Annotated in this window: 30 protein-coding genes, 3 tRNA genes and 1 pseudogene; 19 read left to right on the top strand and 15 right to left on the bottom strand. The window is 62.9% G+C overall.

Features of this window, described 5'->3' with window-relative positions; translation table 11 throughout:
- The first annotated feature begins 2 nt into the window (after positions 1-2).
- Together HMI59_RS19110 and HMI59_RS19105 are read left to right on the top strand one after the other, a co-directional pair.
- A complete protein-coding gene (locus HMI59_RS19110) occupies positions 3-1073 on the top strand; it encodes a LacI family DNA-binding transcriptional regulator (RefSeq protein ID WP_227471453.1) in 1071 nt (356 codons plus the stop codon).
- Complete coding sequence (locus tag HMI59_RS19105; protein WP_193592209.1) at positions 1070-1993, top strand: carbohydrate kinase; 924 nt, start codon at positions 1070-1072, stop codon at positions 1991-1993. Before HMI59_RS19110 ends, HMI59_RS19105 begins: the two co-directional genes overlap by 4 nt.
- A 14-nt stretch (positions 1994-2007) precedes the next feature.
- Here HMI59_RS19105 and HMI59_RS19100 read toward each other — a convergent pair whose 3' ends face one another.
- Entirely contained in the window at positions 2008-3009 is a 1002-nt protein-coding gene (locus HMI59_RS19100; protein WP_193592208.1) for a DMT family transporter, read from the bottom strand.
- A gap of 233 nt (positions 3010-3242) precedes the next feature.
- Here HMI59_RS19100 and HMI59_RS19095 point away from each other — a divergent pair.
- From HMI59_RS19095 to HMI59_RS19085, 3 genes are all read left to right on the top strand, one after another.
- Positions 3243-3315: transfer RNA gene (locus HMI59_RS19095), tRNA-Glu, on the top strand.
- Positions 3316-3399: 84 nt separating this feature from the next.
- Positions 3400-3473, top strand: a tRNA-Asp gene (locus HMI59_RS19090).
- A 48-nt stretch (positions 3474-3521) separates the two neighbouring features.
- A tRNA-Phe gene (locus HMI59_RS19085) sits at positions 3522-3597 on the top strand.
- A 189-nt stretch (positions 3598-3786) separates the two neighbouring features.
- On the opposite strand, the gene HMI59_RS19080 is transcribed toward HMI59_RS19085, so the two are convergent.
- The 5 genes and pseudogenes from HMI59_RS19080 to HMI59_RS19060 all read right to left on the bottom strand — a co-directional run bounded on the left by HMI59_RS19080 (position 3787) and on the right by HMI59_RS19060 (position 8866).
- Positions 3787-4947: an acyl-CoA dehydrogenase family protein gene (locus HMI59_RS19080; protein WP_193592207.1), complete on the bottom strand. Its 1161-nt coding sequence runs from the start codon at positions 4945-4947 to the stop codon at positions 3787-3789.
- Positions 4944-6137 carry a CaiB/BaiF CoA-transferase family protein gene (locus HMI59_RS19075; protein ID WP_227471452.1) on the bottom strand — a complete coding sequence of 398 codons (1194 nt, stop codon included), beginning with the start codon at positions 6135-6137 and terminating at the stop codon, positions 4944-4946. Before HMI59_RS19075 ends, HMI59_RS19080 begins: the two co-directional genes overlap by 4 nt.
- Before the next feature lie 86 nt (positions 6138-6223).
- A complete protein-coding gene (locus tag HMI59_RS19070; RefSeq protein ID WP_193592205.1) occupies positions 6224-6952 on the bottom strand; it encodes a GntR family transcriptional regulator in 729 nt (242 codons plus the stop codon).
- Positions 6953-6989: 37 nt separating this feature from the next.
- Positions 6990-7934: a carbohydrate ABC transporter permease gene (locus HMI59_RS19065; RefSeq protein ID WP_193592204.1), complete on the bottom strand. Its 945-nt coding sequence runs from the start codon at positions 7932-7934 to the stop codon at positions 6990-6992.
- Positions 7931-8866 (bottom strand): annotated as a pseudogene (locus HMI59_RS19060) (carbohydrate ABC transporter permease). Before HMI59_RS19060 ends, HMI59_RS19065 begins: the two are co-directional and overlap by 4 nt.
- Positions 8867-9320: 454 nt before the next feature.
- Between HMI59_RS19060 and HMI59_RS19055 the strand changes: the two are divergent.
- Complete coding sequence (locus HMI59_RS19055) at positions 9321-10034, top strand: MgtC/SapB family protein (RefSeq protein WP_166186915.1); 714 nt, start codon at positions 9321-9323, stop codon at positions 10032-10034.
- A gap of 33 nt (positions 10035-10067) precedes the next feature.
- A complete protein-coding gene (locus HMI59_RS19050) occupies positions 10068-10880 on the top strand; it encodes a glycerophosphodiester phosphodiesterase family protein (RefSeq protein WP_166186910.1) in 813 nt (270 codons plus the stop codon).
- 15 nt (positions 10881-10895) lie between these two features.
- On the opposite strand, the gene HMI59_RS19045 is transcribed toward HMI59_RS19050, so the two are convergent.
- The 3 genes from HMI59_RS19045 to HMI59_RS25775 form a co-directional block, all read right to left on the bottom strand.
- The gene (locus HMI59_RS19045) at positions 10896-11195 is read right to left on the bottom strand and encodes a DUF4193 domain-containing protein (RefSeq protein ID WP_021471120.1); all 300 of its coding nucleotides are present in this window, start codon (positions 11193-11195) and stop codon (positions 10896-10898) included.
- Between the two features lie 221 nt (positions 11196-11416).
- On the bottom strand, positions 11417-12358 hold the full coding sequence (locus tag HMI59_RS19040) for a hypothetical protein (protein ID WP_227471451.1): 942 nt from the start codon (positions 12356-12358) through the stop codon (positions 11417-11419).
- Between the two features lie 10 nt (positions 12359-12368).
- Positions 12369-13049, bottom strand: a complete 681-nt coding sequence (locus HMI59_RS25775) for a DUF6318 family protein (protein WP_227471450.1) — start codon at positions 13047-13049, stop codon at positions 12369-12371.
- A gap of 176 nt (positions 13050-13225) precedes the next feature.
- On the opposite strand from HMI59_RS25775, the gene HMI59_RS19030 reads away from it, so the two are divergent.
- From HMI59_RS19030 to HMI59_RS19000, 7 genes are all read left to right on the top strand, one after another.
- Positions 13226-13747 (top strand): hypothetical protein, encoded by a 522-nt coding sequence (locus HMI59_RS19030; RefSeq protein ID WP_193592203.1) that lies wholly within the window; start codon positions 13226-13228, stop codon positions 13745-13747.
- A gap of 143 nt (positions 13748-13890) precedes the next feature.
- Positions 13891-14316, top strand: a complete 426-nt coding sequence (locus HMI59_RS19025) for an Asp23/Gls24 family envelope stress response protein (protein ID WP_052474348.1) — start codon at positions 13891-13893, stop codon at positions 14314-14316.
- Positions 14313-14504 carry a DUF2273 domain-containing protein gene (locus HMI59_RS19020; protein ID WP_021471114.1) on the top strand — a complete coding sequence of 64 codons (192 nt, stop codon included), beginning with the start codon at positions 14313-14315 and terminating at the stop codon, positions 14502-14504. Before HMI59_RS19025 ends, HMI59_RS19020 begins: the two co-directional genes overlap by 4 nt.
- A complete protein-coding gene (locus HMI59_RS19015; RefSeq protein ID WP_062094833.1) occupies positions 14501-14881 on the top strand; it encodes a hypothetical protein in 381 nt (126 codons plus the stop codon). The genes HMI59_RS19020 and HMI59_RS19015 overlap by 4 nt, the downstream gene beginning before the upstream one ends.
- On the top strand, positions 14878-15525 hold the full coding sequence (locus HMI59_RS19010; protein ID WP_193592202.1) for a DUF6286 domain-containing protein: 648 nt from the start codon (positions 14878-14880) through the stop codon (positions 15523-15525). The genes HMI59_RS19015 and HMI59_RS19010 overlap by 4 nt, the downstream gene beginning before the upstream one ends.
- Complete coding sequence (locus HMI59_RS19005) at positions 15522-16136, top strand: hypothetical protein (protein WP_166187813.1); 615 nt, start codon at positions 15522-15524, stop codon at positions 16134-16136. Before HMI59_RS19010 ends, HMI59_RS19005 begins: the two co-directional genes overlap by 4 nt.
- Positions 16137-16230: 94 nt before the next feature.
- Entirely contained in the window at positions 16231-16938 is a 708-nt protein-coding gene (locus HMI59_RS19000; protein ID WP_193592201.1) for a DNA alkylation repair protein, read from the top strand.
- Between the two features lie 27 nt (positions 16939-16965).
- Here HMI59_RS19000 and HMI59_RS18995 read toward each other — a convergent pair whose 3' ends face one another.
- Positions 16966-17370 carry a helix-turn-helix transcriptional regulator gene (locus HMI59_RS18995; RefSeq protein ID WP_031216108.1) on the bottom strand — a complete coding sequence of 135 codons (405 nt, stop codon included), beginning with the start codon at positions 17368-17370 and terminating at the stop codon, positions 16966-16968.
- A gap of 256 nt (positions 17371-17626) precedes the next feature.
- Between HMI59_RS18995 and HMI59_RS18990 the strand changes: the two genes are divergently transcribed.
- The 5 genes from HMI59_RS18990 (at position 17627) to HMI59_RS18970 (ending at position 22387) form a co-directional block, all read left to right on the top strand.
- Positions 17627-18922, top strand: a complete 1296-nt coding sequence (locus HMI59_RS18990) for an ABC transporter substrate-binding protein (RefSeq protein ID WP_166187817.1) — start codon at positions 17627-17629, stop codon at positions 18920-18922.
- 84 nt (positions 18923-19006) lie between these two features.
- Entirely contained in the window at positions 19007-20026 is a 1020-nt protein-coding gene (locus HMI59_RS18985) for a carbohydrate ABC transporter permease (protein WP_370583529.1), read from the top strand.
- A gap of 1 nt (position 20027) precedes the next feature.
- Complete coding sequence (locus HMI59_RS18980; protein WP_021471106.1) at positions 20028-20912, top strand: carbohydrate ABC transporter permease; 885 nt, start codon at positions 20028-20030, stop codon at positions 20910-20912.
- A complete protein-coding gene (locus tag HMI59_RS18975) occupies positions 20909-21184 on the top strand; it encodes a hypothetical protein (protein WP_205680089.1) in 276 nt (91 codons plus the stop codon). Before HMI59_RS18980 ends, HMI59_RS18975 begins: the two co-directional genes overlap by 4 nt.
- 150 nt (positions 21185-21334) lie before the next feature.
- The gene (locus HMI59_RS18970) at positions 21335-22387 is read left to right on the top strand and encodes a LacI family DNA-binding transcriptional regulator (RefSeq protein ID WP_166187819.1); all 1053 of its coding nucleotides are present in this window, start codon (positions 21335-21337) and stop codon (positions 22385-22387) included.
- Between the two features lie 12 nt (positions 22388-22399).
- Here HMI59_RS18970 and HMI59_RS18965 read toward each other — a convergent pair whose 3' ends face one another.
- The 5 genes from HMI59_RS18965 to HMI59_RS18945 all read right to left on the bottom strand — a co-directional run bounded on the left by HMI59_RS18965 (position 22400) and on the right by HMI59_RS18945 (position 26775).
- Positions 22400-23296 (bottom strand): hypothetical protein, encoded by an 897-nt coding sequence (locus tag HMI59_RS18965; RefSeq protein ID WP_193592200.1) that lies wholly within the window; start codon positions 23294-23296, stop codon positions 22400-22402.
- Between the two features lie 32 nt (positions 23297-23328).
- A complete protein-coding gene (locus HMI59_RS18960; protein ID WP_031216106.1) occupies positions 23329-24135 on the bottom strand; it encodes an exodeoxyribonuclease III in 807 nt (268 codons plus the stop codon).
- 82 nt (positions 24136-24217) lie between these two features.
- The gene (locus HMI59_RS18955) at positions 24218-24784 is read right to left on the bottom strand and encodes an HdeD family acid-resistance protein (RefSeq protein WP_193592199.1); all 567 of its coding nucleotides are present in this window, start codon (positions 24782-24784) and stop codon (positions 24218-24220) included.
- Between the two features lie 54 nt (positions 24785-24838).
- Positions 24839-25465: a response regulator transcription factor gene (locus HMI59_RS18950; RefSeq protein WP_069696073.1), complete on the bottom strand. Its 627-nt coding sequence runs from the start codon at positions 25463-25465 to the stop codon at positions 24839-24841.
- Positions 25462-26775: a sensor histidine kinase gene (locus HMI59_RS18945; RefSeq protein WP_193592198.1), complete on the bottom strand. Its 1314-nt coding sequence runs from the start codon at positions 26773-26775 to the stop codon at positions 25462-25464. Before HMI59_RS18945 ends, HMI59_RS18950 begins: the two co-directional genes overlap by 4 nt.
- Between the last annotated feature and the right edge of the window lie 22 nt (positions 26776-26797).

Genomic DNA, 26797 nt, shown 5'->3' with positions numbered 1-26797 from the left:
CCATGACCCGGCCCGGCACCAGCGGCAAGTCCGGCCCCACGATGCACCACGTGGCGGCCGCTGCGGGCGTTTCCCAAGCCACGGTATCGCTGGTCCTCAACGACGTGGGGGGAGCCAGGGTCTCGGAGGAAACCCGGCGGCGCGTCCATCAGGCCGCCAAGGAGCTGGGGTACCGCACCAACGCCCACGCGAAGGTTCTCCGCGAAGGCGTCGCTGAAATGATCGGTTTCGTGGGGGACCACGTGGCCACCGCACCTTTTGCCGGGAAGATCATCGAAGGCGCACAGGCCCGGGCATGGGAGGCCGGGATGTTGCTGCTCACGGTGAACACGGGCGGGGACCGCGGGCTGGAGGCGGCGTCCCTCGAAGCCATGCTCTCGCACAAAGTGGCCGGGGTGGTCTACGCCTCGATGTATCACCGGAAGGTGGATGTTCCGGACGTCCTGGGTGAGCTGCCCGCCGTCGTGCTTAACGCGCAGGACCGCAACGGCGCCTTCGCGAGCATCGCGCCGTCGGAGGTGCTCGGCGGGTACACCGCCACCCGGACCCTGATCCGGGCAGGCCACCGCAGGATCGGTTTCATCAACATCGGCGCGGTGGAGGACGGACTGCCTGCCGTCGTCGGGCGGCTTGAAGGCTACCGGAAGGCGCTCGCAGAGGCGGGTATTGCGTACGACGGCGGACTGCACCTCGCGGGGGACGGCGACGAAGCCGGCGGTTACCGGAGGACGCTTGAGCTGATGGCCGGGGAACGCCCGCCCACAGCGATTTTCTGCGGCAATGACCGCACGGCGTGGGGCGCCTACCAGGCGCTGGCGTCGAAAGGGCTGGCCGTTCCGGATGACGTGTCCGTGGTCGGCTTCGACAACCAGGAGTCACTCGCACCCCATCTGCGGCCCGGCCTGACTACCTTGGAACTGCCCTTCATTGACATGGGAAGGCGTGCCGTGGAGTTGATCCTTGCCGGTACGCCAACCCCGGGCCACACTGAATTGTTCGAATGTCCCCTTGTTGAACGTCATTCCGTGGCCGCACCTCCACACCTCCCCAACCAACGAACAGGAACCGCATGACCGCCACTCCCTCCCTCGCACCCGAGCCCCTCGACGTCGTCGTGGTGGGTGAGGCGCTGATCGACATCGTGCAGTCTCCGGATGGGCAGATCGAGTATCCGGGCGGTTCACCTGCCAATGTGGCCTACGGCCTGGGGCGCCTGGACATCAAAGCCGGCCTGTTGACGGCGATCGGGCGCGACGAGCGCGGTGACGCCATCACCGAACACCTCCAGAGCGCGGGGGTGGTTCTGCTTCCCGGTTCCAGGTCGTTGGGGAAGACGGCTACGGCTACGGCACAGATCGGCGACGACGGGTCCGCTGAGTACACCTTCGACATTGACTGGTCCTTGCCTCCCGTGGTACTCCCTTACGCGCCCAGGATCCTGCACACCGGTTCCATCGCCACGTTCCTGCAGCCGGGAGCGAGCGTCGTGCGCGGCATGCTTGAACAGGCGCAGGGCGGATGCATGGTCACCTACGACCCCAACATCCGCCGCGACCTCCTGGGCAGCCACCACGAGGCCCTCTCCCTCTTTGAAGAACTGGTGCCGTTGACCGACGTCGTCAAGATGAGTGAGGACGATGCCCGCTGGCTGTATCCGGGCAAGGACCTGGCGGAAACGGCCCGCCACCTGCTGTCCCTGGGGACCGTGCTGGCCGTGGTGACGCAGGGGGCGAACGGCTCGCTCATGGCCACGCGGGAGACCCAGCTGAATGTCCCGGCCATCCCGTCCACGGTGGCCGACACGATCGGAGCGGGGGATTCATACATGTCCGCGCTGATCCTGGGACTGCTCCTTCGGGGAAGCGATGGCCTGGCTCCGACAGTGCTGGAGAGGATCGGCACCACCGCTTCCATGGCGGCATCCATCACTGTGGGCCGCTCCGGGGCGAACCCGCCCACGCACCGGGAGCTGCTGGCCGGCATGGCCCGCTGACTTTTCGCTGAAACCTAACCTTTGGCTGCGCGCGTCCTCGACTTGGACGCGCGCAGTACTGTTGTGCGCTCCGCCTTGGGGGTCCTGCGGGTCAGCGCTACGCCGAGCAGGCACACCACGCCGCCCAGCAAACCCCAGATCGTGGGCACTTCCTGCAGGACCGCCCAGGAAATCAGGATGGTGGTTCCCGGGACGAGGTACGTCGTGGCGGCCATCTTTCCGGCAGGAATCAGGGACAGCGCGTAAGCCCACGTGGTGAAGGCAATCGCCGTCGGGAAAACGCCGAGGTAGACCAGGCCCAATGTGGCTGCCATCGGCGCCGACTGGATTTCGCTGATGAGCTGGCCCGTCCAGGGCAGGCAGCACACGGCGCCAACCATGATGCCGAACCAGGTGGCCTGCCCGGCGGTAAACGTTCGCAGGACGGGTTTCTGCAGGATGGCGCTGACAGACGCGAGCACAGCGGCCAGCAGGCACAACAATACGCCGGCCACGTCCGCCGTCGACCGTTGCCCGGAGCCCAGCGCGATCATCGCAACGCCGCCAAAGGCCACCGCGCTGCCGATCAGCAACCAGCGCGGAAAGCCTTCCTTCAGGATGAAGCCGGCCATGACCGCTACCAGGATCGGTGAGACGTTGATCAGCATGGCGCTGGTGCCGGCGTCGAGCATGTGCTCGGCGGCGTTCAAGGCCACGTTGTAGCCGGCGAACCACATCACCCCGTAGGCCGCGATCGGCAGCCACTGGCGGCCTTTCGGCCACACCTTCAGCGTCGGCAGCACCACCGGTCCAAGCACGACGGCGGCAACGGTCAAGCGTCCCAACGTCAAGGAGCCGGGGGAGAAGCTGGGGCCGACCGCCCGGATGCCGACGAAAGCCGAAGCCCACAGGACTACGGTGACCACGACGGCGGCTATGCCGGCTTTGCTGATGGTTGCCGTGGCGACCGGCGCGGGGATGCTGCGCTCCTGGTCGCCGGAGGGCTGGCCGGATCCGGCCGGGGTGGGGGTTGTCATAGGGCAAATCTAGCGCGGCATCCGTCCGTGGGGCTGGCGGATTTCGGACGCGTCAGGGCAAAAAACTGCCAATGTCCCGCGCGCTGTTTTTAGACGTGTCCGAGGTCACGCTCCTCTCGATTTTGGATTATCGCCATCCATGCTCTAAGGTTTTAGAGTCCAGTTCGGACGAGCGAGAGCGGAAAAGAACGCATAAAGCGTTGTCTTCTGCTGTGAGTTCGAATTGAGTTCAGGCCCCCATCGTCTAGCGGCCTAGGACACCGCCCTTTCACGGCGGCGGCACGGGTTCGAATCCCGTTGGGGGTACGCAAGGCAAGTGGTAAATCGGACTGAAAAAGTCTGGTAAGCTGGAAGCCTTGAAAAAAACGCGGTAGAGATACTGCAAAGCAAGGCCCTGTAGCGCAGTTGGTTAGCGCGCCGCCCTGTCACGGCGGAGGTCGCGGGTTCAAGTCCCGTCAGGGTCGCTCTGAGCGCCGGAAGCAATTCCGGTTCTCAAGGTGACATGTCACCTAGGCTCTGTAGCTCAGTTGGTAGAGCGTTCGACTGAAAATCGAAAGGTCACCGGATCGACGCCGGTCGGAGCCACCAGCTAAACCCCGCATTTCCAGTCGTCAGGACTTTGGAAATAGCGGGGTTTTTGCGTTGGGGAATTTCTTTGCCGTATTGGCCCTATGTCTTATGGTCTATGGCAGCGGCGGCCCCGGCCCTTTGTTCCGGTGGCCGGGCGCCGCCGTCGAGCATTTCCCTGTCAGTTGTCCGCCGGCAACCCGCAGCCTGTCAGCGGAAGGCGGGAATGCCGGTCAGCTTGTTGCCGAGAATGAGCGTATGGACTTCGTCGGTGCCCTCGTAGGTGCGGACCGACTCCAGGTTGTTCGCGTGCCGGAGCGGTGAGTAGTCCAGAGTGATGCCGTTGCCGCCCAGGATGGTTCGGGCCTCGCGGGCGATCTTGATGGCTTCGCGGCAATTGTTGAGCTTGCCCACGGAGATCTGGTCGATCTGCAGGGTTCCGGCGTCCTTCTTCCGGCCAAGGTGCAGCGCGAGCAGGAAGCCCTTGTTGATTTCCAGCGCCATGTCCACCAGCTTCTGCTGCGTGAGCTGGTAGCCCGCCAGGGGCTTGTCGAACTGCAAGCGCTCCTGTGAATAGGCCAGGGCGGCCTCGAAAGAATCACGGGCTGCGCCCATGGCACCCCAAATGATCCCGTAGCGTGCTTCGTTGAGGCAGCTGAAAGGACCCCTCAAGCCCACCACGTTCGGCAGCACCGCGGACTCGGGCAGGCGCACGTCCACCAGATCGATGTCGCATTGGATGGACGCGCGCATGGACAGCTTCGGCTCGATCGGCGTCGCGGTAAAGCCCGGGGTGGACGTGGGAACCACGAACCCCCTGATGCCTTCTTCGGTCTGGGCCCAGATAACAGCAACCTGGGCTACCGATGCCAGACCGATCCAGCGCTTGGAGCCGTTAAGGACCCAGTCGTTTCCGTCGCGACGCGCAAAGGTCTTCATGCCGCTGGGGTCGGAACCGGCGGTGGGCTCGGTCAGTCCGAAGCAGCCGATCGCTTCGCCCTTGGCCATGGCAGGCAGCCACTCCTGCTTCTGCTCTTCGGAACCGTGCTTGTAGATGGCACTCATGGCCAGCGAGCCCTGCACTGAGACGAAGGTCCGTAGGCCGGAGTCGCCGGCCTCGAGTTCGGCGCCTGCCAATCCGTAATCGACCGCGGAGCCCCCGGCGCAGCCGTAGCCCTGCAAATGCATTCCCAACAGACCCAGCCGACCCAGCTCCGGAACTATCTCCAGCGGGAAAGTGGCCGATTCGTACCATTGCGCAATGTTCGGCCTGATGTCCGCGTCCACGAAGGCGCGCACTCTGTCCCGCAGCTTCCGTTCTTCCGGGGTGAGCAGGGAATCGAAGTCAATCAGATCGCTGATGCTGTTCATGCGGAACCTCTCGTGTTCGGGGAAATGGAAGCGAAGGTGCTGCCTTGGTGTTCACCAAGGGTGGGCGGTGCCTGCCGGTACGTGGCGGGGGAAGCGGACAAGCGGATGGGATTGGCCAGTTGGACTGATGAGCGGCCGGTGATGGGGTCCGTGAAGTGAACGGAAGGTCCAAGGCCCAGGGAGTGGCCGAGCGCCAAAGCTTCGCCGATGTCATTGACTTTGCCGGCCGGTACCCCGGCTTCAAGAAGTTTGGCCTCCCAATGGGCGGCGGAATCAGTTTCCAGTGCCTGTTCGAGGATCCTCTTTAAGGGGACGCGTGATGCCACCCGAAGTTCATTGGTGCGGAAGCGGGGGTCCTCGGTCAGGATGTTCAACCCAAGGGCTTCAGTCAACGCACCGAACTGCCTGTTGTTGCCGACCGCGATGGCAAGCAGGCCGTCTCTGGTCCGGAAAGTTTCATAGGGGGCGATGCTTGGGTGTGCGTTGCCCATGCGGGCCGGGGAGTGCCCAGTAGCAAGCGTTGCTGTTCCCTGGTTGACCAAAGCGGCAAGAAGCGATGAGAGCAGATTGACGTGGACTTCCTGACCGTGGCCGGTGGTGTCACGAACGCGCAGTGCCATGAGGATGCCCGCCAAGGCGTTTTGGCCGGTGAGTACGTCAACCAGTGCGACGCCGGCTTTGGTCGGTTCCGTCTCGGGCGACCCGGTGATGCTCATCAGGCCGCCGAGCGCTTGGACGAGGAGGTCGTACCCGGGGAGTGCGGATCCGGCGCCCGTTCCAAACCCGGAGATGGAGCAGTACACCAGTTCGGGCCGCCCGGCGGACAAGGTCTGGTAGTCCAGCCCAAACTTGGCCATGACGCCCGGCCGGAAGTTCTCCACCACTACGTCGCATTCCGCAGTCAGTTCGCGGGCGTCAGCCAAGCCGGCGTCCGTATTAAGATCCACGACCACCGATCGCTTGTTCCGGTTGACACTGGCAAAGTACGTTCCCCGTCCGTGGTGGTCCACGGGCGGTACCCATGCCCGGGTGTCGTCACCGGCTGGGCTTTCGATCTTGATGACCTCGGCGCCAAAGTCTGCCAGCATCATGGTGCACAGGGGACCTGCCAAAACGCGGGAGAAATCGGCGATCCGGATTCCGGCCAGCGGTTGGCTCAGGGGGGACTCGGAGGAGCTGGGGGATGCCACTTTGCATCCTTTTGTTGTATGTTGCATGCTACTGAGGTTGCCTGCAACTGTAGGACACTTCCCGGAGGCTGTAAATACCCGTGGAGTCAGCGGGAGAATCTGGTGAGCTGCTCGAGCTGGGAGAGGTACTCGTCCGCTGACAGGCCAGGTGTCCGGGCACAGACCCCGCTGATCAGCAAGTGAGCGGTCCGGGTGACGTGGTCCCGTACGGCTCCGGCTGCTGCCCGGGGATCCCTGCGCTCCAACGCGGCCAGGATGTCCTTGCGGTCGTTGGCCAGGTCCTGGCTGCTTCGGGCCGACGGGATAGTGACCAGCCCATGGGCCAGCACCATATTGCGTAGTTCGCCGTCCAAGGCCAACAGGCGGGGGTTGCCCGCGAGTTCCATCAGGAACAGGTGAAAGTCCTTGTCAGCCTGCAAAGTTCCCGGCCCGTCCTCGCGGGCGGCAGCGTCAAGGATACGGCCGTGCAGGGTTCGGAAGTTGGCCAAATCTTCGTCAGTGGCCACCTCCGCCGCGCGGGCTGCCGCAGGCGGCTCGAGGATGATGCGGATTTGGAAGATCTGCACGATCTCATCCAAGGACATCTGAAGCACCCGCGCACCGCGGTTCTTCTCTATGCGGACGATTCCCTCTTTTTCGAGCAATTGAAGCGCTTCCCGGACCGGCGTTCGGGAGACTCCGAGCTTCTCCGCCAATCCGATTGCCGAGAAGTGTTCTTCCGGGCCCATCTCGCCGGAAGTGATGGCTGCACGCAGCATGTTGGTGACCTGAACCGTCAGGGATTGGCCATGGTCGATCTGTTGCATGCTACTCATGCAGGCATTCTACGGTCTGGTTTCTGCGGTGCAGAGATTACGACGTCGGCACCCGGCCGGGTGCCGACGTCGCCGTCGTCAGGACTTCAGCTTCGGTTTCACGTCCTTGTTGTAGATCGATTCCAAAGATGTTTTGAGTTCCGACATGGTGGTTTTCACGTCGGCCTTCTCGTTCATGATTTTGGTTGACCGAGCCGGCCATGAGCATGCCCCAGTTCTGGGTGCTTCCTTCGCTGTTGACGAGCTGCGTCAGTCCCACTGGCAGTGTCATCATGTCCGGGTGGTCAGTGACGATCAGCGGCCAGATGTACTCATTCCACTCGGCCACGATCGTGACCAGCGCGACCGTGGCGATGCTGGGCATCGAGACTGGAACCACGATCTTCCAGAGCTTGCGCCAATGCCCGGCCCCGTCGATTTCCGCAGACTCCAGAATGGCCGGTGGGAGTGTAAGGAAGTGCTGGCGCAGCAGGAATGTGCCAAAGGCTGTGCCCAGGGAGGGAACAATGATTCCCCAGTAAGTATTCAGTCCGCCCATGCCGGCGATCAGGACGTAGTTGGGTAGCACGGCCACCTGCGGCGGAACCATGAGGGCGACGAGGATCAGGAGGAAGATCACCCTCTTGAAGGGGAAGCGGATGAACACCAGCGCGTAGGCGGTGAAGATGGCCAGTACACACTTCACCGTTGAGCCGATTGCCGTCACGATCACGCTGTTGAGGAAGAACCTCGGAAAGGGAACGGTGGACGTGGCCTCCGCATAGTTCTGGAAGCTTGGCTCCTTCGGGAGGAGAGCCAGTTCGGTGGTGACAATTTCTCCCGGTGCCTTCAACGACGAAAGCATCATCCACAGGAGAGGAACGAATACCACAAGGGTGGCGAGGGCGAGTGGTACGTAACCAGTGGCAATCGTCCGGCCAAGGTTCCGCCAGGACAAAGGCTTTGCATCGGCTGGAAGGGGCTGAACGGGAGTAGTGCTCATGAGTAGTGAACCTTTCGTTCCACGAACCGGAGTTGCACGGCCGTCATGACCAGCAGACCTGCGAACAGGAGCACTGAAATGGCCGCAGAGTAGCCTGCCCGGTTATATGACCCGAAGGCTTGGAGATAGGAATCGAAGATGAGCGTGCTGGTGCCATTGCCCGATGGCGTCATGATCCGGATGATGTCGAACGCCTGAAGCGAGCTCAGCAGGGATGTAATCAGCAGGAAGAACGTAGTGGGAGAAAGCAGGGGCACCACGATCGTCCAGAACCGGCGCAGGCTCGAGGCCCCATCCAGGGCGGCCGCTTCCATCAGCTGGGGCGGGATGGACTGCAACCCGGCCAGGTAAACGACGGCGCAGTAGCCCAGGTTTTTCCAGACGTAAACGATGATGACCATCGTCAGCGCCAGCTTGGGGTCGTTGACCCACTGAGGACTCGACTGCCCCACGGAGCGGAGGAGCCAGGACAATGCTCCGTAGGTCGGATCGAAAATGAAGAGCCAAACCAATCCGACCCCGACGCCCGAAAGGACATAGGGGGCAAAGACAACTGCCCGGGCGAAGGTCCTGCCCTTCAGCTTTTAATTCAAGACGAGCACCACCACCAGGCCGAGCGCCATGGCGCCACCTACCGTCGAGGCGGTGAATACTGCCGTGGTTCCCAGGACGTTTGCGGCATCAGCCGATGAGAAGAACTCGACGTAGTTCGCAAACCCCACGTTTGTGGCGGTTGCTGCTCCCAGCGTCCAGTCCAGGGTGGAGTAATAGAAATTCGTGAGCAGGGGTCTGTACGTGAAGAGGAGGATCAGGGCTACGTTGGGTGCGGCGAACAGGATGAAGAACCATGCGTCCCGGCGTGTGCGTCTGTTCCACCGGCTGTTCCGCTTGAGGCCGGGCGGTTCTCCCCGTCCACCGGACGGGCTTCGCATGCCGGGGTTGATTGGCTCCCGGGCAGTCTCCGGACGATTGGTGCCTACAGCGCTCACCACAGACCTCTGACTTCTTAGTCATGTTGTCTGGGGGCAACGCTCATCGTGGCTGATCGGGTCTTTGGGCGGTTGACCTGACAATCTGCCTTACTTCTGCTGCAAACCTACCGGCAAGACTGTCCCAATGCAATAGCCCTGAAGTGCCGCTTGCGCGACTTGTGCTAACGTCCTTACAAATATCCTGCACTGCCCGATCGGGCAGCCCGAGCGAGAGTTCCAGACCTCCGCTCAGAATGGACCGGCCATGCCGGAAAGCTTGAGGACTTTGTTCATGGTCTTCGGTGTCCCCGCCCCAGGGATCCCGAGCTGACCATGGGCTGTTGGGGAGTCCCAAGCGCAGAACTGGAACTGGAGCAACGGCTTGATCTTTGATGGGGATACGCAATGGTGGCAGATGTGTGTGGCGCTCGCGGTGGCGTTGGTTCTATCCACGGCCATCGGGTTTGAACGCCAAAGCAAAAATAAATCGGCCGGAATGCGGACCCACGCAATGGTCGGCCTGGGTGCTGCCCTCTTCATGGTGGTCAGCAAATATGGTTTTAGCGATGTCTTGATGGCTGACCTTGTCAGGCTGGATCCGTCGAGGTTGGCGGCCCAGGTCGTTTCGGGCATCGGTTTCATCGGGGCCGGGCTCGTGTTCGTCCGGAGGAACCAAGTACGAGGTCTCACCACCGCGGCCTCGATTTGGATTACTGCCGCCGTGGGGACGTCGGCCGGCGCCGGATTGGCGCTTCCCGCGGTCTTCGTAACGGCCGCCCATTTCCTCATCGTTTATGCCTACCCGGTTCTATCGGCCAAGTTGCGCTCCGGACTCCCGCAGCAGTGGGTCCTCCGAGTGACTTACGACGACGGCGTTGGGGCTTTGCGGGACGTCCTCACCACGTGCACGGAGGAAGGGTTCCGCGTCCAGGGTTTTGCGACTATCAGGGCCTCCGACGAAACGAAACGCGTGGTGGAAAGACTAATGAAGCATGAGGACGCCTCGACCACCGGGTCCATTGAGATCGAACTGGAGATCGAAGGCGCCATGGCCGCGTCGAATGTCGTCAGCAGACTTTCGCAACTCGCAGCGGTCACCGAGGTGTCCATCGTCGATGACGCCGAGTAGCTGCAACCTTCAACCCACACAAGGAATCACTTCATGATAGAAATCCAGGGCCACAGGGGTGTCCTTGCAACGCAACACGGGAACACCTTGGCCAGCTTCGTCGAGGCGCTGACGCTTGGCGTCGACGCCATCGAAGTGGACATCTGGCTTACATCTGATCGCCAACTGGCACTCCGTCACGACGCCGTCGTCAATGGACGCGATATTCGTGATGGCCGGCTTCGGGAGGCTGTCGTGGAAGTGCTGCCCGATGCCGTGCATCGCATCGGCATTGAGGCAAGGACTCCCACGTTGGAAGAGCTCTTGGCCCTGATGCGTTTCGCAGGCGCGGACGACGTTGTCCTGGACATAGAGGTCAAAACCGATCGAGCGAAGGGGCGGGAATACAGCCATTCGATCGTGTGGTGGCTGGCCAGCATCCTGAGGGTCCACGAGTCCGGGCAGGCGCTTCGTGTGCGCAGCTTCGATCCCCTCGTCATCAAGGCCATGGGGGAGGAGATTCCCAGTGTTCCCAGGGTGGCGCTGTGCCGCGAGGCTGTGGGTCCGGACCCGGGCCTGTACCCGTCGGACACCTGCGCGCTGATCGAAGCTGCGCTTGCCGCTGGAGCAGAGGCGGTGGCCCCCGAGGTCAACCTCCTGGACGAAAAGCTCGTGGCTCGGGCGCACGCTGCGGGGCTGAAGGTGTACCCGTGGACTTTGGTCACGGAGGAGCAGATTGCCAACGCAGTCAGTCTGGGTGTGGACGGAGTATGCGTCAACGATGTTGCCTTGGCCCGGGCCACCTTCGCGGGCCTGGGGCAGGAGGTCCCTGTTCCCAGGCCCATAAGCCTGCCCATTCTGCGGTGATGTGAAGTCCGGTGGTTAGCCTTCACATTCCGTGCAGTAATACTGTCCGCCCTTTTCGCGTGCGATCTGCGACCGGTGGTGAACCAGGAAGCAGGAGGAACACGTGAATTCGTCCTCCTGAGGCGGAACGACGGCGACTACCAGCTCCTCGGCGATAAACTCACCTGCTGGTGTGCTTGAGTCCGGCTCATCGCTTTCTTCCACCTCAAGGACGGCAGTCATTGCTGTGGGGGCGCTTGCTGTCTGCAAGGCTTCCAGCGACTGTTCCTGGGCTTCTTTGACCTCCGGGCGAAGGTCGTCGTAATCCGTTGCCATGGCTGCGCTCCTTCACGAAGTATGGGTGAGCCGATGCGGCCCCGGTGTCCCATTGTAAGCATGCTTATGAATTGTGCAACCTCATTTGTCTCCTGGCTGTGCCGTTGCGACCTTCTTTGATGCCCGGGGGCGTGTTTTTCCGTCGAGTTGGGTGGGGTTTGCCGTCGATGTGGGTGGTGGCGGTGCGGCTGTTTTGTTTCTGGTGTCCGGGGTTGGTGGTTCTAGTTGGTGCCGGGGCAGCCCCAGGAGTGGGGGTTTTGTTCGCAGGTGTCGGCGACGAGTGCTGTTTCTGTTTTCCAGACGTGGATGGTTTGGGGTGTGGTGGTTAGGTTGAGGGTTCCGTTGATGGGTAGGGGTGGGCCGTTGTTGACGGTGTAGGTGCCGGTGTAGGTGGTGGTGAGTGTTGTGGGGTAGTTGCCGGTGGTGGTGTAGGTGTGGCTGGTTTGGGTGGTGGTGGTGAGTATTTCGGTGTCGGGGACGGGGTGGCCGGTGGCGGGTGTGGGGCCGAGGGTTTGGCCGTCGCCGTAGGTGTAGGTGTAGGTGGTGGGGGTGGCTGTGAGGTGGACGTTTTGTCCGAGGATGGTCAGGTTGAACGTTTGGGGTGTGGTGGTGGCGTAGAAGTTGGTGGGTGCCCCGGTGAGGGTGTTGGGGAAGGGCTGGGTTGTGAGGGTTCCGGGGTTGAGGGGTAGTTGGCGGAAGTCGGTGAGGATGCGGGCTGCGATGTCGTCGAGGATGTTGTGGGGTTCGGGGCCGTAGAGGCAGGTGGGGCCGGTGACGGGGATCCAGTCGGTCCAGCCGGGGTTGGTGATGGCTTTGGGGGCTTCTTTCCAGATCACGGGTGTGCCGGTGGCGCCGTTGGGTGATGGTGGGCAGGCGAGGGTGAGGCATCCGGGGTCCACGGTGTCTGGCCCGTCGGCGCGGCAGTGGGTATCGGCCATGTACTGGTTTGGGTCCTCGGATGCAGCAGCGGCTCCGTTTCCGCTGGACAACTGCGACGCCAACTGGCCGGTTTCAGGGTCAATAGTGAAATGGGCAGCTACCTCCACCCCACCGTTTCCACTGTTGTTGGAAGCCCAGATGTCATCTGCTTTTGCATGCGCACCTGATAACAGCAGGGAGCAGACCGCAAAGGCGGCGATGGCAGCAATCTGCTGCATAGCCATGCAGGACGATTTATGAAAGGAGGCCAAGGTCCACCGCGATCCATGCACCGTTGACGTGATTGGCAATCAGCACAAACGCGTCATTGCTCTTTTCGTCTGACTCTCTGCCTTTGGTTCCGTCTGCGTTGTAGTAGTCAATCGACTCTTGGATCACCTGCACCTTGGACCACTGGGTCCCACCCGACTCTTGCCATTGGACCTCGACGGAGGGAATGCTGATCCTGCCACCTACGAGCCAGCGGTTACGAACGTATCCGTCCTCGCCGGATTCCTTAAGCCGCATGCATAGCCTGCAGTCAGGTGTGAAGAGCGGAAGCCAGCCGGACATGTCGCCTGTTTCGTCCACGTACGAGAGTTGCGCGTACCAGTACTTAATAAACGCCTCCAGCCCCTCCCTCGAGTTCTCCTTCGCCAGCTCAGGCATGACGGGCACGGGTACGTTCTCGGCCTTGCCCTTCGCATCAGCTGGCTTGTAAACACCTGCGGAAGGAGCGCCAGCTGACCCGGACTCAGACGCTCCGGGCGCAGGCGCACCGGCCGCCGTAGCGCTGGAGGTGGGTTCCGCCGTCGTCGTGCTTGGCGGGGAGGGTGTGCCGCCTTGGCAGCCCGTCAGCAACAGTGCCGCGGCCAGGCCAAGGCCGGCGCCGCGAAGGCGGGCAGGGGTGAACGAATGGGTTGGGCGGTATGGCATGCAGAATCCCCCGGAAGCAGGTTGGCGTAGTGTCGGCCAGTCTAGGCAGCAGCCCCTGATGGAATCACGGCGAAATTTCCCATATGTGGATAACTCGGACTCTGTTCAGGGCGGTGCGTCGGGCGTAGTCTTGCCCTCGCCTGCTCGTCATCGCAATAGTCCAAACGGGGTGCATCATGGCCGGAACGAGCCGTTCAAGAAAGTCCACGCTGGCGGGGATTCTGGCGGCAGCGGCCATGGCGCTCGGGGCGTGCGCCATCCCCCTGCCCCTTCCGCAGGGAACTCCTGCGGCCGCGGAGTCTGCCGCGTCCAGTCCGGCGCCGGCGGCTGACCTGCCCTCTGCCGCGCCCTCTGCTGTGCCCTCTGCGGAGGCCAGTACTACGGGCCCCGGGGTGGACGGGAACTACGGCCAGTTCTCGTCGTTGTCCGAGGCATGCCTGGCAGTCAGCGCCACCATGCTCAGCGTGACGCTCCTGCCGTTGGCGGCACTCGCAGGTGGAAATCCCGAGGACTTGCAGAAGGCCCGGCAGGAATTGTCCCAATTGGAGGACAAGGTGCCCGGGGAATTGAAGCCGGCATTTGAAAAGCTGCGTGCCTACACAGAATCTGCAGGTAGTGATTTCAACAAATTCGGGGAGCCGGAATTCGAGGAGCTTTTGAAGCCGATCGAGCACTGGATGGACAAGAACTGCAAGTAGCGACGCCGCGCACATACTTCTCTCACAAAGCGTCGGGGACAGGCGCTAGGGTGGTATCCAAGAGAAGGGGAGTGCTCATGCCAGACCAGAGCGTGCCCGGTCAAAGCGTGCCGGAACACAACGTGCCCGATCACAACGTCCAGATGAATCCCGTGCCTGAAGGCGCCATCCCCGGTACGGGCCGCACCATCATCTCCGAGGCCGCCGTCGCCAAAGTGGCCGGCATCGCCGCCCGCGCGGTGCCGGGCGTGTACTCCTTGGGCTCAGGTCCCTCCCGTGCGCTCGGTGCCATCCGTGATGCCGTGGGCAGCTCGGACCACGCCGCCGGCGTCCGCGCCGAAGTGGGCGAAACCCAAGTGGCTGTGGACATCAACCTGGTGGCCCTCTACGGGCACCCGCTCCACGGCGTAGCCAACCAGGTACGCGCGGCTGTATACCGTGCGGTCGAGGAACTGGTGGGCCTGCAGGTCATAGAGGTCAACGTTGAAATCACGGACGTCTATATAGCCCCGCCACAAAAACCAACCACTGCCAAGGCGGTCACGGTGGATAAGGAGGTACTCCAATGAGCATGACAGTTGTGGGTATCGCTATAGGCGCTTTCGTAGCGTTCATGTCATTTCAGTTCGGATTCTGGGGATTTGTTATTTCGCTGCTGTTCATGGGCATTGGTGCCCTCCTGGGGCGCGCAGCTGACGGCAAGTTGGATCTCCGCAGCGTCCTCGATGCCATCACCGGCCGGCGCTCGTCCTCATGAGCGTGGCTGAGGCTGTGGAAACAACCACCAGCCTGGCCGGCCACAACCGGATCAGCACCCAGGCTCTGACATCGTTGGCGCAGGCGGCGGCCGCCGAGGCACTCGGCGTCCCCGCGTCGGACATCCGCGCTGATTGGGCGGACGACGACGGCCTGCTGGCTTTGTCCATCGTGGCACCGATCAGCGTTCCCGCCTTAAGCGAAGTTCTTCGCCAACCCCAGCGGGTCCAAGGGTTCGGCGGCTCCATCTGGGACCGGGCAGTCGCCGCCAAAGCGAGCATCCTGGACAGTGTCATGCGGCTCAGCGGCTCGCAGCTGAGCCGTGTGGACATCAGGATCAGCGGAGCCCACGTCACGGAAGGGGGCCGGGTCAAGTGACCCAGGATCAGGAAACGGAAGCGCCCACGCTGGCAAACCAACCTTCGGAAACACCGCCTGTAGCCGGTGAAGACGCAAGAATGAGCCAGATCCTGCGCAGGGAAACGCACTCATCGAGGGCCGGTGCGTCGGGAATCGCAGCCGTGCTGGTGATTCTGCTGTGTGTCTATGCGTTGCTGGAAGCGGGCGTTCGCGCAGTGGGTCAACCGCCGTGGCTCGTCGATCCCGGTACGGCAGCCGAACGCATCATCGCCCTTCCCGCCGGCATCTCTCCACTCCTCCTGGGCGCTGGCGGGGCAGTTGTCGCCATGGTGGGCCTGTACTTCTTCCTCCACGCAGTTCTTCCCGGCCGACGCGCCAGGCACCTGTTACGGGACCCGAGAATCGCCGTCGTCGTTGATGATGAGGTGCTGGCCTCCGCACTGGCACGCCGTGCGCGGCTGGCAGCGAACGTCACCCAGGAACAAGTGATGGTGGTGGTCTCGCAGCGTCTGGTGGTGGTTAATGTGCGTCCGACGTCGGGCAGCAGGGTCAGCGAGGAAGCCGTCCTTGCCGCTGTCCAAGCTGAGTTGGAAGAAATGTCTCCCGTGCCCATGCCTGCCGTCCGGGTCAACCTGGGCACCTCGGGGGTGATCGGCGCATGAACGGAACACCCCGGGCCCTGAACCGCATCCTGCTTTTAATTATTGGTGCGAAATTGTTGGCTATCGGCCTGCTCCTGGTGCTGTTGGCCACTGTTCCCGCGGTCGCCGAGTGGTGGCACGGCTGGGCCGGATCCGTGTGGGCCGGAACTGAGGACGCCTTCCGGCGGACGCGCTTCCCTGGCCGCGAGGAGAGCTGGCTCTGGATTGTCGCGGGCTTGGTGCTCGTTGTGGTGATCGTGGGGATGGTCGCCTGGCTTGCGCAGCAGGGCAAGGGACGGGCCAACCTGTTGGTAGCCGGCGACGACGACGACAGCCAGGTTGCAGGCGAAGTCCGGATCGGCGGTGGCGTGGCTGAGCAGGCACTCCGGGCCGCGTTGTCGGACCGGCCGGACCTTGCCGGGGCATCGGTTGCCACCTACGAGTACAAGGGGCAGCCGGGTCTGCGCATCCGGGTTCAACCGAGGCAAGGGGTTGCTCCGCACCTTCTGGCCGCGGAGATCTCGCAGATGGTTGAGGCGTTGGACCTTGTGATCGGCAAGAAGACGCCTGTCCTGGTCCACATGGTTTCCGGTGCACGCGCTAAGTTCACCAAGGCTGAGCGCGTGCGCTGAATCTTGCCCCGAGTTGCCCTAACCCACGTCGCCTGGGTGAAGCGTTACCGGGGCATTCCCTTAAGTTTGGCGGCTAGATAGACAGGAGGTTCCGATGGCTGTGAGTTCCGCTGGAACAGCGGGTAAAACCGTTCCCGACTCCCCGGTGTTGTCCGACGTCATGGCGGAGTTGGCTGCGCTGGAAGAACCGAGGCAACGCGAAGTCAATGAGAAACACGGCGACGACCACGGGGTCAATCTCAGCAAATTGCGGGCCGTTGCAAAGCGGCTGAAGACCCAACAGGATCTTGCCCGGGAGCTATGGGCTACCGGCGAGACCGCGGCCCGGTTGCTGGCATTGTTGATCTGCCGGCCGAAGGCTTTTGACCGCGGGGAACTGGACCGGATGCTGCGGGAATCCCGCACTCCCAAGGTGCAGGACTGGCTCGTGAACTATGTGGTGAAGAAGAGCCCGCACGCCGAGGACCTCCGCAGCGCCTGGTTCGATGACCCCGATCCTGTGGTGGCAAGTGCCGGGTGGGCGTTGACCTCCGAGCGCGTCGTCAAGGAGCCTGAAGGCCTTGATTTGGAGGGTCTCTTGGACATCATCGAGGCACGCATGAAAGGTGCTCCGGACCGGTTGCAGTGGGCCATGAACCAGTGCCTCGCCCAGATCGGCATCGAACACCCGGAGCATCGCGCCCGGGCCTTAGAGATCGGCGAACGCCTGGAGGTCCTGAAGGACTACCCGACTCCGCCCAACTGCACGTCGCCTTTTGCGCCCGTTTGGATCAACGAGATGGTGCGCCGCAAGTCGCTGTAGCCTCCGCGGAGAGCCACCCTTGCAGGGTCAGCCCCTGTTGCGTTGCATCATCCGGTACGTCAGTTCAGCCAGGAGTTCCTCGTCGGAGAGGTGCGAGGCCCGGGCGTTCGAGGCTGCCGGAACGGCCATCCGTGGGCTGGATGCCTGCCGGGAACCGTCAGTGGTCCGCATGTCGTCGGGAGTGATTTGGTCCGGCGCGAAGGTGGATTTGCCCTTGAGGACCTCCGAAACCGACCCGGCACGCCACCCCAGGGCGTTCTCCAGCTTGCGCTGATTGATCTCCTGGGTCCGGCGGGTGCCCGACTCCAGCGTCCTGACGGTCTTTATGGCAGTACCGGCCTGCTTGGCCAATTGCACCTGGCTTATCCCTTGGGCCAACCGCTCTTCCTTGATGAGTCGTCCGATGGTTTGCAGTGCTTCGAGTTCATCCACACTTCCCACTGTTCCATAGGCAACCATGGGCAATCAAATCGAGGGGCCGCTTCGATGCCTGGATCAAGGGCCGTCCGGGGTGCTAAATCACGCCCGGGAAGATACCAAAAAACTAAATAGGCAGGTTGCTTGGTATCAGTGTGATTAACTTAGGTGTAAGCGCTTGCATTCGATACGGGCACCTCGCTAGTGTGAGGCTCACCACATCAACCGCACCGCGGAAATCACCTGGTCCACTCACTGAGGAGTTCCCAGCATGAAATCGAAGAAGTACCTTCTTCCGGCAGCGATCGCCGGAGTCTTGGCTATGTCCCTCACTGCATGTGGCGGCGGGGGCGGGGGCGGAAGCACCAACGGCGGCGGCGGTGCAAGCGGCGACGCAGCCAACAACCTCGACGGCCGTGGGCCGATCACCTACGTACAAGGCAAGGACAACAGCAACGTTGTTCGGCCCCTGATCGAAAAGTGGAACGCCGAGCACCCGGACGAGAAAGTAACGTTCAAGGAGCAGTCGGACCAGGCTGACCAGCAGCACGATGATCTCGTCCAGAACTTCCAGGCAAAGAACGCGAACTACGACGTCATGAGCGTCGACCTGATCTGGGTAGCCGAATTTGCTGCCAAGGGTTGGCTGCAGCCGCTCAAGGACAAGACGGCTATCTCAACCGACGGCATGCTGGAGTCGACGGTCAAGAGCGCCACCTACAATGGCACGCTTTATGCAGCCCCGCAAAGCTCTGACGGCGGCATCCTCTACTACCGCGGCGACTTGGTGCCAAATGCGCCCAAGACGTGGGACGAGATGATGCAGATGTGCGACATCGCCAAGCAGAACAACATCGGTTGCTACGCCGGTCAGTTCCAGAAGTACGAGGGCCTTACGGTCAACGCCGCGGAGGCCATCAACTCTGCCGGCGGCAAGATCGTAGACGATTCCGGCAAGGCCGCAGTTAACTCCGCCGAGGCCAAGGCAGGCCTGAACAACCTGGTACAGGCTTACAAGGACGGCAACATCCCCACCGAGGCCATCACCTTCCAGGAAGAACAGGGACGCCAGGCATTCGAGGCCGGCAAGCTCCTCTTCCACCGCAACTGGCCGTACGTTTACAACCTGGCCAAGACTGATGGTTCCTCCACGGTGAAGGACACCTTCAAGATGGCTCCGCTTCCCGGCAAGGACGGCCCTGGCGCTTCCTCGCTGGGTGGCCACAACATTGCCATGAGCGTCTACTCCAAGAACAAGGCAACGGTTACTGACTTCATCAAGTTCATCACCAGCGAAGAGACCCAGCGGTTCTACGCCACCCAGGGTTCACTGGCCCCGGTGCTGACCAAGCTGTATGACGATCAGGAACTTGTCACCGCGCTGCCTTACCTGCCGGTGCTGAAGACGTCCATCGAGAACGCCGTGCCGCGTCCCGTAACGCCGTTCTACCCGGCCGTCACCAAGGCTGTCCAGGACAATGCTTACGCAGCACTCAAGGGTGAGAAGACCGTTGATTCGGCGATCTCCGACATGCAGGCGGCAATCGAGTCGGCCGGAGCCAAGTAACCACCCGGGCCCACGTCCGGCCGTTCGCCCTCCAGGCGGACGGCCGGACTCGGCTACGGCCTTCTCCCTGACAGGAGTCTTGCCATGTCAACAGAATTGCAAAAACAGCAGTCGACGGCGGATGCCGGCCACAAGATGCCAGGGCGCGAAAGCGCCGACCGTAAGCAGGTGACCCAGGGTCGCTGGGCGTACACGCTGCTGGCACCCTCGCTGGTACTGCTGGCAATCGTCATCATCTACCCGGTTATCAACGCCATCATCATGTCCTTCCAGAAGGACTCGGGACTTGATCCGGCAACGGGTTTCTTCTCCGAAGGCGGCCCCGCCGGCTTCGACAACTACGTACACTGGCTGGCCCAGCAATGCACCGCCCCCGGCGGCGGCGCGGTGGCATGTCCTCCGGGAACCCTGGGTTCGCAGTTCTGGGACGCCATGGGCACCACGTTCTTCTTCACCGTAGTTACGGTGGCTTTTGAAACGGTCCTCGGCTTCTGGATGGCCATCATCATGGCCCGTGCTTTCCGTGGCCGGAGCATCATCCGCGCAGCCGTCCTGGTTCCGTGGGCCATCCCCACGGCAGTGACGGCCAAGCTGTGGTTCTTCATCTTCGCTTTTGAGGGCATTGCCAACAAACTCTTCGGCACCCAGATCCTGTGGACCGGTTCGGAATGGCCTGCCAAGTGGGCGATCGTCATTTCGGATGTTTGGAAGACCACTCCCTTCATGGCGCTGTTGATCCTCGCCGGCCTGCAACTGATCCCGGACGAGGTCTACGAGGCAGCGAAGGTGGATGGCGCGTCCACGTGGCAGCGTTTCCGCCTCATCACGCTTCCGCTGGTCAAGCCCGCACTGATGGTGGCGATCCTCTTCCGAGTGCTGGACGCCCTCCGCATGTACGACCTCCCGGCCATCATGACCCAAGGCGCCAACGGCACCACCACACTCTCCATCCTGGTAGTGCAACAAATCCGGCAAGGGTTCAATTCGGCCGCGGCGCTATCGACCATCACGTTCATAGTCATCTTCATCGTCGCCTTCATCTTCGTCAGATTCCTGGGGGCAAACGCGGTCGATGCCGCTTCTTCGTCCGGAAAGGCAAAGTGACATGGCCACAGCCACAGCTTCAAGGACTTCCACTGCTCCTGCAGAGCGGCCGAAGCGCCCGTTCAACTGGGGATCGTTCCGCACCTACATCAGCGCAATCGTCATCCTGATCTGGTGCCTGGCACCCTTCTATTGGATGATCGTCACGGCGTTCCGCGACGTTGGGTTCACTTTTGACACAACGCCGTTCTTCACGCACTTCACGTGGGATAACTTCGCTACGGTGTTTGACGAGAGCCTCGGCAACCACTTCGGCAAGAACCTGCTCAACAGCCTCTTTGTTGGTGCTGTCACCACGCTGATCGCCTTGATCGTCGGCGTCTTCGCAGCCTATGCGTTGGCACGCCTGAACTTCCGGTTCAAGTTCGTGGTGCTCGGCTTCATCCTGGGTGCCTCGATGTTCCCGGGTGTTGCTTTGGTGACCCCGCTGTTCCAGCTCTTCACGAACATTGGCTGGATGGGCACCTACCAGGCGCTGATCATCCCGAACATCTCCTTCGTGCTTCCGCTGACGGTCTACACGCTGACCTCGTTCTTCCGTGAAATGCCGTGGGAGCTCGAAGAAGCGGCCCGGATCGACGGTTGCACCCAAGGGCAGGCATTCCGCAAGGTGATCCTGCCGCTCGCGGCCCCGGCCACGTTCACCACCGCAATCCTGGCTTTCATCTCCGCATGGAACGAGTTCCTGATCGCCAGCCAGCTGTCCAACGATGACACCAGGACGGTTACGGTGGCCATTGCCTACTTCGCAGGTTCCCAGCCACAACAGGAGCCGTACACCGCGATCATGGCAGCCGGCACCATCGTCACCATTCCTTTGGTCATCCTGGTGCTAGTGTTCCAACGCAAGATCGTCGCCGGTCTGACGGCAGGTGCAGTGAAGTGAGCAGCTCAGCAAGCCGACGCCAGCAAGCCGCCGCAGCCCGGAAGGTCGATCCCCACACAAAGCGCGTGCGCTCCGGGGAGGACTTCGACATCATCATCGGACTGCTTGGCTTCTGGGCGCTGGTTCTCCTGGCAGTCACCATTTATATGGAAGTCACGGCCCAGCCCGCTTTGGGTTGGGCCTTGGGCCTCCTGGCCACGGTACTCGCGCTGTGGGGCATGATCAGGCTCCGCCGCAAACTCCCTGAAAGGACTTCGCGTCGCCTCAGCTGAGGCCCCCGCAACAAGGCGGCACCTCAACTTAACAGCGGGTCGAAACAATCCCTGCGCGAAATGAAGAAGGGCTCCCGGGACAGATAGGCTTTAACGCGCCGTTCGGGAAGGAGCCCTCGGCCTTCGGCATGCACCTTTGAGGGGGCTAAAGTGGCAAAGACTAACGAACGGTCCCAGCGTGGCGGTCATACAGGGGTCAGCATCGAGGATGTCGCGGCGGCCGCGGGGGTCTCGACGGCGACCGTTTCCCGGGCCGTCCGGGGGCTGCCGCGCGTATCTCCGGCAACACGCGAAAAGATCCTGGATGTCGCGGCTTCCCTGGGATACGTGGCATCGTCCTCGGCGTCAGGCCTGGCTACCGGGCGGACCCGCACCATCGGTGTGCTGGCGCCGTTCGTGAGCCGCTGGTTCTTCTCGAAAGCGATCGAGGGGGCGGACAGGGAATTGCATTCCAGGAAGTACAACCTCTCCCTGTTCAACCTCGGCGGCCACGGCAGCAACCGCGAACGGCTGTTCAGTTCCACCATGGTCTACAAACAGATCGACGCCCTGCTGGTGCTCTGCATGGCGCTGAGCGAGGACGAACAGGAGCACCTCCATAAGCTCGATATCCCGCTGGTGGTGGTGGGTGGCCACGTTGAGAACTGCCCCTATATAGGGATCAACGATTACGACGCCGCCTCCACCGCCGTGCGGCATCTTCTGGGCCTGGGGCACAAGGACATCGCCCTGCTCCACGGCGACGACGAGACGGACTTGAACTTCGATGTTCCCCGGGTGCGGATCCGGGCCTTTCAGGAAGTGATGTCCGACGCCGGACTGGAGGTCCGCCCCGAATGGGACCAGTGGGGTGACTTCACAGTGGCCAGTGGGCAACAGGCGTTCACCCGCCTGTGGAATCAGCCCGGCCGCAAGCCGACGGCGATCTTCTGCTCCTCGGACGAGATGGCCATGGGCGTAATTTTCGAGGCGTACCGGCACGGCGTCCGGGTTCCGCAGGACCTCTCCGTGATCGGCATCGACGACCACGACTTTTCTGCTTCACTCGGGCTGACGACGGTGGGCCAGAGACCGGACAACCAGGCCGAACTGGGCACCAAGATGCTCTTGGACGAGCTGAACGGCCATCACGGCGCTGTCCGATCGCAGGTTGCTCCGCACGAACTGATCATCAGGGAGACCACGGCCCCGCCTTGCCGCTGACCGCGCGGGAAACTACGAAGCCCGTGCCAGTTGCCTGATGGGGATCCACCGCGAGGCAAGACGACGGTAGGCCGCAGCCGCTCCCGTCATGTCCCCTTCCGCGAGGCACTCGATCCCCAGGCGAACATCCATAGGTGACTCGTCGGGATAGACCTTGTCTGCCACGGCACCGTAATCCAGTTCAACCATGGATTGGACGTGGAACAGCTCCAGCCATTCGGTCAACTGGGTGAGATCGTCCAGCATGTCCAGGTCCGGGGCAGCGAGAGCCAGGTGGGCCACCGCGAAACGTGCCCGTTCCAGCGCCTCAGCCAGGGGAGTCCACACCCTGACGGTCTGGATATGGCCATCGGACTCCACCACTTCCTTGCGGTCCGATTCGGCGAACAGGGAGAACCAGCTGAAGGGGATGCCCCACGTGGAAGCCCGCGTGTGCACCCGTTTAGCATCGTCGCCTGCGTTGATGCGGTCGATCCGCTGCTGGTGTTTGTCCCGCTGGGAAACCGGGATGAGGAGATCAGCCAGCGGTCCGTGAACGCCGTCCATCAAGGCATTCGCTGCCAAACCGGCCCGAATCACCAGCTGGCTGGGGCAGTAAAGGAGGCGTCCGGCGTCGTGCGCTGCTTCCTCCTGTCCCGGACCGGGGGCGGCATGCCGCCCGCCCGGAACCCGCGTCATACGCACGAGGTCCGTTCGGCCGGTAGGGAAGGGGTCGCCTCCGGAACGCGTGATGCGTCCCAGGGACGCCTGCAGCTCCGCATTCTCGACGGCGGCCCTGGAACCTATGCGGTCACCGTCGGCGACGAGTTGGCGTTGCTGTTCAGGCGGAAATGCCTCGAGGGGTTCGTAGATGCGGAGGGAGGAAGAGAAGGGCAGGCCAGCCTGGCCTCGGTACAGCTTTCCACCCATGTCGCCAGCCCCTTTCTTGTCCGGTTCGGTGCCTAGTCTGCGAGTTCCACGATCACGGGTGCGTGGTCCGAGGCGCCCTTGCCCTTGCGCTCTTCACGATCAATGGAGGCGCCTGTGACGCGGGCGGCCAACGGCGCCGAGGCGAGGCAGAAGTCGATCCGCATGCCTTCCTTCTTGGGGAAGCGCAGCTGGGTGTAGTCCCAGTAGGTGTAGACGCCCGGGCCGGGGGTGTAGGGGCGGACGACGTCGGTGAAGCCTGCGGTCTCGAAGGCGTGGAACGCTGCCCGCTCCGGTTCGCTGACGTGGGTGAAGTTGTTGTCGCGGAAGAGTTGGATGTCCCACACGTCCTCGTCGAAGGGCGCGATGTTCCAGTCGCCCATGAGGGCGATCTGGGCGTTCGGATCAGCCTGGACCCATTCAGCGGCCTGTCCGCGGAGGACCTCGAGCCACTTGATCTTGTAAGGCATGTGTTCGTCGTCCAGGGAGCGGCCGTTGGGGACGTACAGGCTCCAGATACGCATGCCGGCACAGGTAGCTGCGATGGCACGGGCTTCCTGGGCCGGATCCTTGCCGGCCTTGCCGAAAGCCGGCTGGTCCACGAAGGTCCGCTCGACGTCTTCCAGGCCGACGCGCGAGGCGATGGCGACGCCGTTCCACTGGTTAACGCCGAAGTGCGCCACCTCGTAGCCCATGCGTTCGAACAGCTCCCACGGGAAGTTGTCATCCTTGCATTTGGTTTCCTGGATGGCCAGGACATCGCAGTCGCTGCGCTCAAGCCAGGCTTCAACGCGGTCGGCGCGGGCGCGGAGGGAGTTCACGTTCCAGGTAGCTATCTTCACAGCCACTAACTTACCGAACTTGGCGCAGAGTGCATCCCCAACCGGAGGATTGCTGCTGCGGGGACGCTGCGGCGGGCGGAGGTCAGTGCGCGTAGACCAGGGGGCTGGTGGAGCCCCGGCGCATTTTGAAACCGCAGACAATCAAGAGCAGTCCGGCAACCACTGCGAAGGCGGCCAACATGCCCACCATGCCCAGGAAACCGAGACCAGGATTGACCAGTACCAGCAGGCCGAAGAGGGCAGTGACCACCCCGGTCAGCAACCACACGGGCCAGCCGTTCACGGAGTTCCTCGCGGCGAAGGCCAGGACAATCTCGGACAGTCCAAGGACCAAAGCCCACAGCCCGATCAGCACTCCGAGCGCAGCGGCGGTCATACCCGGCCACGCCAACGCCACAATGCCTGCGGCGATGGAAATGAAGCCGCCCACCATGGTCCAGCGGGAATGGCGCGACGGATCGTAGAAGTAGTGCGCGATGTTGGTGAGGCCGTCCGTGATGGCGAAAATTGCGAACACGAAAATAAGCGCGAACACCGTAGCCACCGGCAGCGCAGCCACCAGAAGGCCAAACAGCACGGCAAGGACTCCCCGGAACAGCAAAGCCGTACCGGAATGCTTGAACATCTTGCGACCAACGGCCTCCGACATAGCGTCAGTTTAATCCCGGCTCAACGCAGGAGGTATAGGGAGAAGCCGGGAATTTCAGCGCATTCCTTCCCGGCGTATGGCCGTGGCGATGGCTGCCGCCCGTGTGTCCACTCCGAGCTTGGCGTAAATGTGCGCCAAGTGGGTCTTGACGGTGGCCTCGGAGATGAAGAGGCGCTTGCCGAGATCGCGGTTGCTGAGTCCCTGGGTGAGGAGGCTGAGCAGCTCGGCTTCCCGCGGCGTGAGGACTTCATCGGGGTTGCGGAGCTGCTGGAAGAGCCGCGATGCCACCGGAGCGCTCATGACGCTCTTGCCCAGGACCGCGCCGCGCACCGCGGAGAAAATTTCGTCCGGTGCTGCGTCCTTGAGCAAATAGCCCATTGCGCCGGCGTCCACGGACCTGACGATGTCGGCATCGGAATCGTAGGTGGTGAAGACGATGATCGCCTGCCGGGGGCGGCGTTCGCGCAACTGCTTGATGGCCTCGATGCCGTCCATGCCCGGCCCCATCGCGAGGTCCATCAACACAACGTCGGGAGAATACTCTGCCGCGGCAATAAGCGCTTCCTCGCCGGAAGCGGCTTCGGCGACGACGGCGATGTCCGGTTGGGTGCCCAGCAGCGCCTTGAGCCCGCTCCGGACCACGGTGTGATCGTCCACGAGGAGCACGGAGATGGTGGTCATGGCGATCCCTTTGTGTCGGAGTTGGAACCGATGCCGGAGTTGGAGCCGGATCTGGAACCCGTGGCGGATCCGGTGCCGGATCCGGTCAGCGGCAACTGCGCGGCGATGATGGTGCCTTCGCCGGGACTGCTTTCCACGGACAATTCTCCGCCCAGCCGGTGCACGCGCTGCCGCATGGCCCGCAAGCCGTACCCTCCGGCCGCCGACGGGGAAGGTACCGCTGCGGGATCAAAGCCGCGACCGTCGTCGTACACGTCCAGGGTGACCGCGTCCGGCAAGAAGCCCAGTGTGACGCTCGCGTTCCGCGCGCCGGCGTGGAGCTTGATGTTCGCTGCCGCGCTCTGGGTGACGCGCAACAGGGTGTGCCGGACCTCCGGCGGGACGGGGCGGGGGTCCCCGGTGACGTGCACGGCAATCGACTCCACATACTGCCGGGCCGCATGCTCCAGCGCTTCCGCCAAGGGGCCAGTCTCGAGGCCGGGCGCCGACAGTTCATGGACCAGGCTGCGCGTATCGGCAAGATTTTGGCGCAAGAGGTCCGTGGCTTTGAACAGATCGTCCCTGGCCGATGCCTCGGGCCAGGATCGTTGCGCGGCCTCAAGGAGGAGCAAACTGCTCGCCAGCCCTTGGGTCACGGTGTCATGGATTTCGCGGGAAACCCGTTCCCGCTCGGCAGCAATCCCCGCGGCGCGCTCACTGGCTGCCAGTTGTTCCTGCGCCTGCGAGACATCAGCCAGGAGCCGGCGTTGCAGGGCGGCATCGCGTTCGATCTTGTCGTAAATAAGCGTGAGGAGCGCAGCGGCGGCCAGCGGACCCAGAACCATGGCGACGTCGGTCCAGTCACTCATCCGGAAAAGCCCGACGGCGGTGGCGGCCGCGGTCACGCCGCCCGCCACATAAGCGGACCAGCCGCTGAGGGCGCTCCTGCCGAGGAAGAAGATCGCGAAGGAACACCAGGCGAAGCTGGGAGCGACCACGACGAGCACTGCCCAGGCTGCGATCAAAGCCACGGTCCACGGGAGCCACGGTGTGGGTTGCGTCCCCGGACGACGGGCGGCCGGGCGGTAAGCGGCCGGGCGGTAAGCGCCAGATCGGCGGGCGAGGAGTGCCGTGGCTGCGTAGAGGACGCAGACCGCACCCGCCAGAGCCATGGTCCATAGGTTGTCCGCGGCGGAGTGGCGCATGACGTAGCGGACCCCCGAGGCCACCATGAGCACAGCGAACCCGCAATGCACCACAACATCGATGCGGCCATCCCCCTGAAGTGGGGCCGGAGGCGTGGTGTCGGGCTTGGGATAGGCGGGTTTCATGGGAGTTCCTGGTGTGTTGAGG

This window comes from Paenarthrobacter sp. YJN-5 (assembly GCF_015040095.1).
Lineage (GTDB): Bacteria > Actinomycetota > Actinomycetes > Actinomycetales > Micrococcaceae > Arthrobacter > Arthrobacter ureafaciens.
The sequence above is the reverse complement of the archived record's forward strand: the minus strand, read 5'-3'. Positions and strand labels throughout refer to the sequence as shown.

What these genes read in the sequence shown, in the direction of transcription:
- HMI59_RS19110 (WP_227471453.1), top strand. Translation starts at nt 3, where the DNA reads ATGACCCGGCCCGGCACCAGCGGCAAGTCCGGCCCCACGATGCACCAC.
- HMI59_RS19105 (WP_193592209.1), top strand. Translation starts at nt 1,070, where the DNA reads ATGACCGCCACTCCCTCCCTCGCACCCGAGCCCCTCGACGTCGTCGTG.
- HMI59_RS19100 (WP_193592208.1), bottom strand. Translation starts at nt 3,009, where the DNA reads ATGACAACCCCCACCCCGGCCGGATCCGGCCAGCCCTCCGGCGACCAG.
- HMI59_RS19080 (WP_193592207.1), bottom strand. Translation starts at nt 4,947, where the DNA reads ATGAACAGCATCAGCGATCTGATTGACTTCGATTCCCTGCTCACCCCG.
- HMI59_RS19070 (WP_193592205.1), bottom strand. Translation starts at nt 6,952, where the DNA reads ATGAGTAGCATGCAACAGATCGACCATGGCCAATCCCTGACGGTTCAG.
- HMI59_RS19065 (WP_193592204.1), bottom strand. Translation starts at nt 7,934, where the DNA reads ATGAGCACTACTCCCGTTCAGCCCCTTCCAGCCGATGCAAAGCCTTTG.
- HMI59_RS19055 (WP_166186915.1), top strand. Translation starts at nt 9,321, where the DNA reads ATGTGTGTGGCGCTCGCGGTGGCGTTGGTTCTATCCACGGCCATCGGG.
- HMI59_RS19050 (WP_166186910.1), top strand. Translation starts at nt 10,068, where the DNA reads ATGATAGAAATCCAGGGCCACAGGGGTGTCCTTGCAACGCAACACGGG.
- HMI59_RS19045 (WP_021471120.1), bottom strand. Translation starts at nt 11,195, where the DNA reads ATGGCAACGGATTACGACGACCTTCGCCCGGAGGTCAAAGAAGCCCAG.
- HMI59_RS19040 (WP_227471451.1), bottom strand. Translation starts at nt 12,358, where the DNA reads ATGGCTATGCAGCAGATTGCTGCCATCGCCGCCTTTGCGGTCTGCTCC.
- HMI59_RS25775 (WP_227471450.1), bottom strand. Translation starts at nt 13,049, where the DNA reads ATGCCATACCGCCCAACCCATTCGTTCACCCCTGCCCGCCTTCGCGGC.
- HMI59_RS19030 (WP_193592203.1), top strand. Translation starts at nt 13,226, where the DNA reads ATGGCCGGAACGAGCCGTTCAAGAAAGTCCACGCTGGCGGGGATTCTG.
- HMI59_RS19025 (WP_052474348.1), top strand. Translation starts at nt 13,891, where the DNA reads ATGAATCCCGTGCCTGAAGGCGCCATCCCCGGTACGGGCCGCACCATC.
- HMI59_RS19020 (WP_021471114.1), top strand. Translation starts at nt 14,313, where the DNA reads ATGAGCATGACAGTTGTGGGTATCGCTATAGGCGCTTTCGTAGCGTTC.
- HMI59_RS19015 (WP_062094833.1), top strand. Translation starts at nt 14,501, where the DNA reads ATGAGCGTGGCTGAGGCTGTGGAAACAACCACCAGCCTGGCCGGCCAC.
- HMI59_RS19005 (WP_166187813.1), top strand. Translation starts at nt 15,522, where the DNA reads ATGAACGGAACACCCCGGGCCCTGAACCGCATCCTGCTTTTAATTATT.
- HMI59_RS19000 (WP_193592201.1), top strand. Translation starts at nt 16,231, where the DNA reads ATGGCTGTGAGTTCCGCTGGAACAGCGGGTAAAACCGTTCCCGACTCC.
- HMI59_RS18990 (WP_166187817.1), top strand. Translation starts at nt 17,627, where the DNA reads ATGAAATCGAAGAAGTACCTTCTTCCGGCAGCGATCGCCGGAGTCTTG.
- HMI59_RS18985 (WP_370583529.1), top strand. Translation starts at nt 19,007, where the DNA reads ATGTCAACAGAATTGCAAAAACAGCAGTCGACGGCGGATGCCGGCCAC.
- HMI59_RS18980 (WP_021471106.1), top strand. Translation starts at nt 20,028, where the DNA reads ATGGCCACAGCCACAGCTTCAAGGACTTCCACTGCTCCTGCAGAGCGG.
- HMI59_RS18965 (WP_193592200.1), bottom strand. Translation starts at nt 23,296, where the DNA reads ATGGGTGGAAAGCTGTACCGAGGCCAGGCTGGCCTGCCCTTCTCTTCC.
- HMI59_RS18955 (WP_193592199.1), bottom strand. Translation starts at nt 24,784, where the DNA reads ATGTCGGAGGCCGTTGGTCGCAAGATGTTCAAGCATTCCGGTACGGCT.
- HMI59_RS18950 (WP_069696073.1), bottom strand. Translation starts at nt 25,465, where the DNA reads ATGACCACCATCTCCGTGCTCCTCGTGGACGATCACACCGTGGTCCGG.
- HMI59_RS18945 (WP_193592198.1), bottom strand. Translation starts at nt 26,775, where the DNA reads ATGAAACCCGCCTATCCCAAGCCCGACACCACGCCTCCGGCCCCACTT.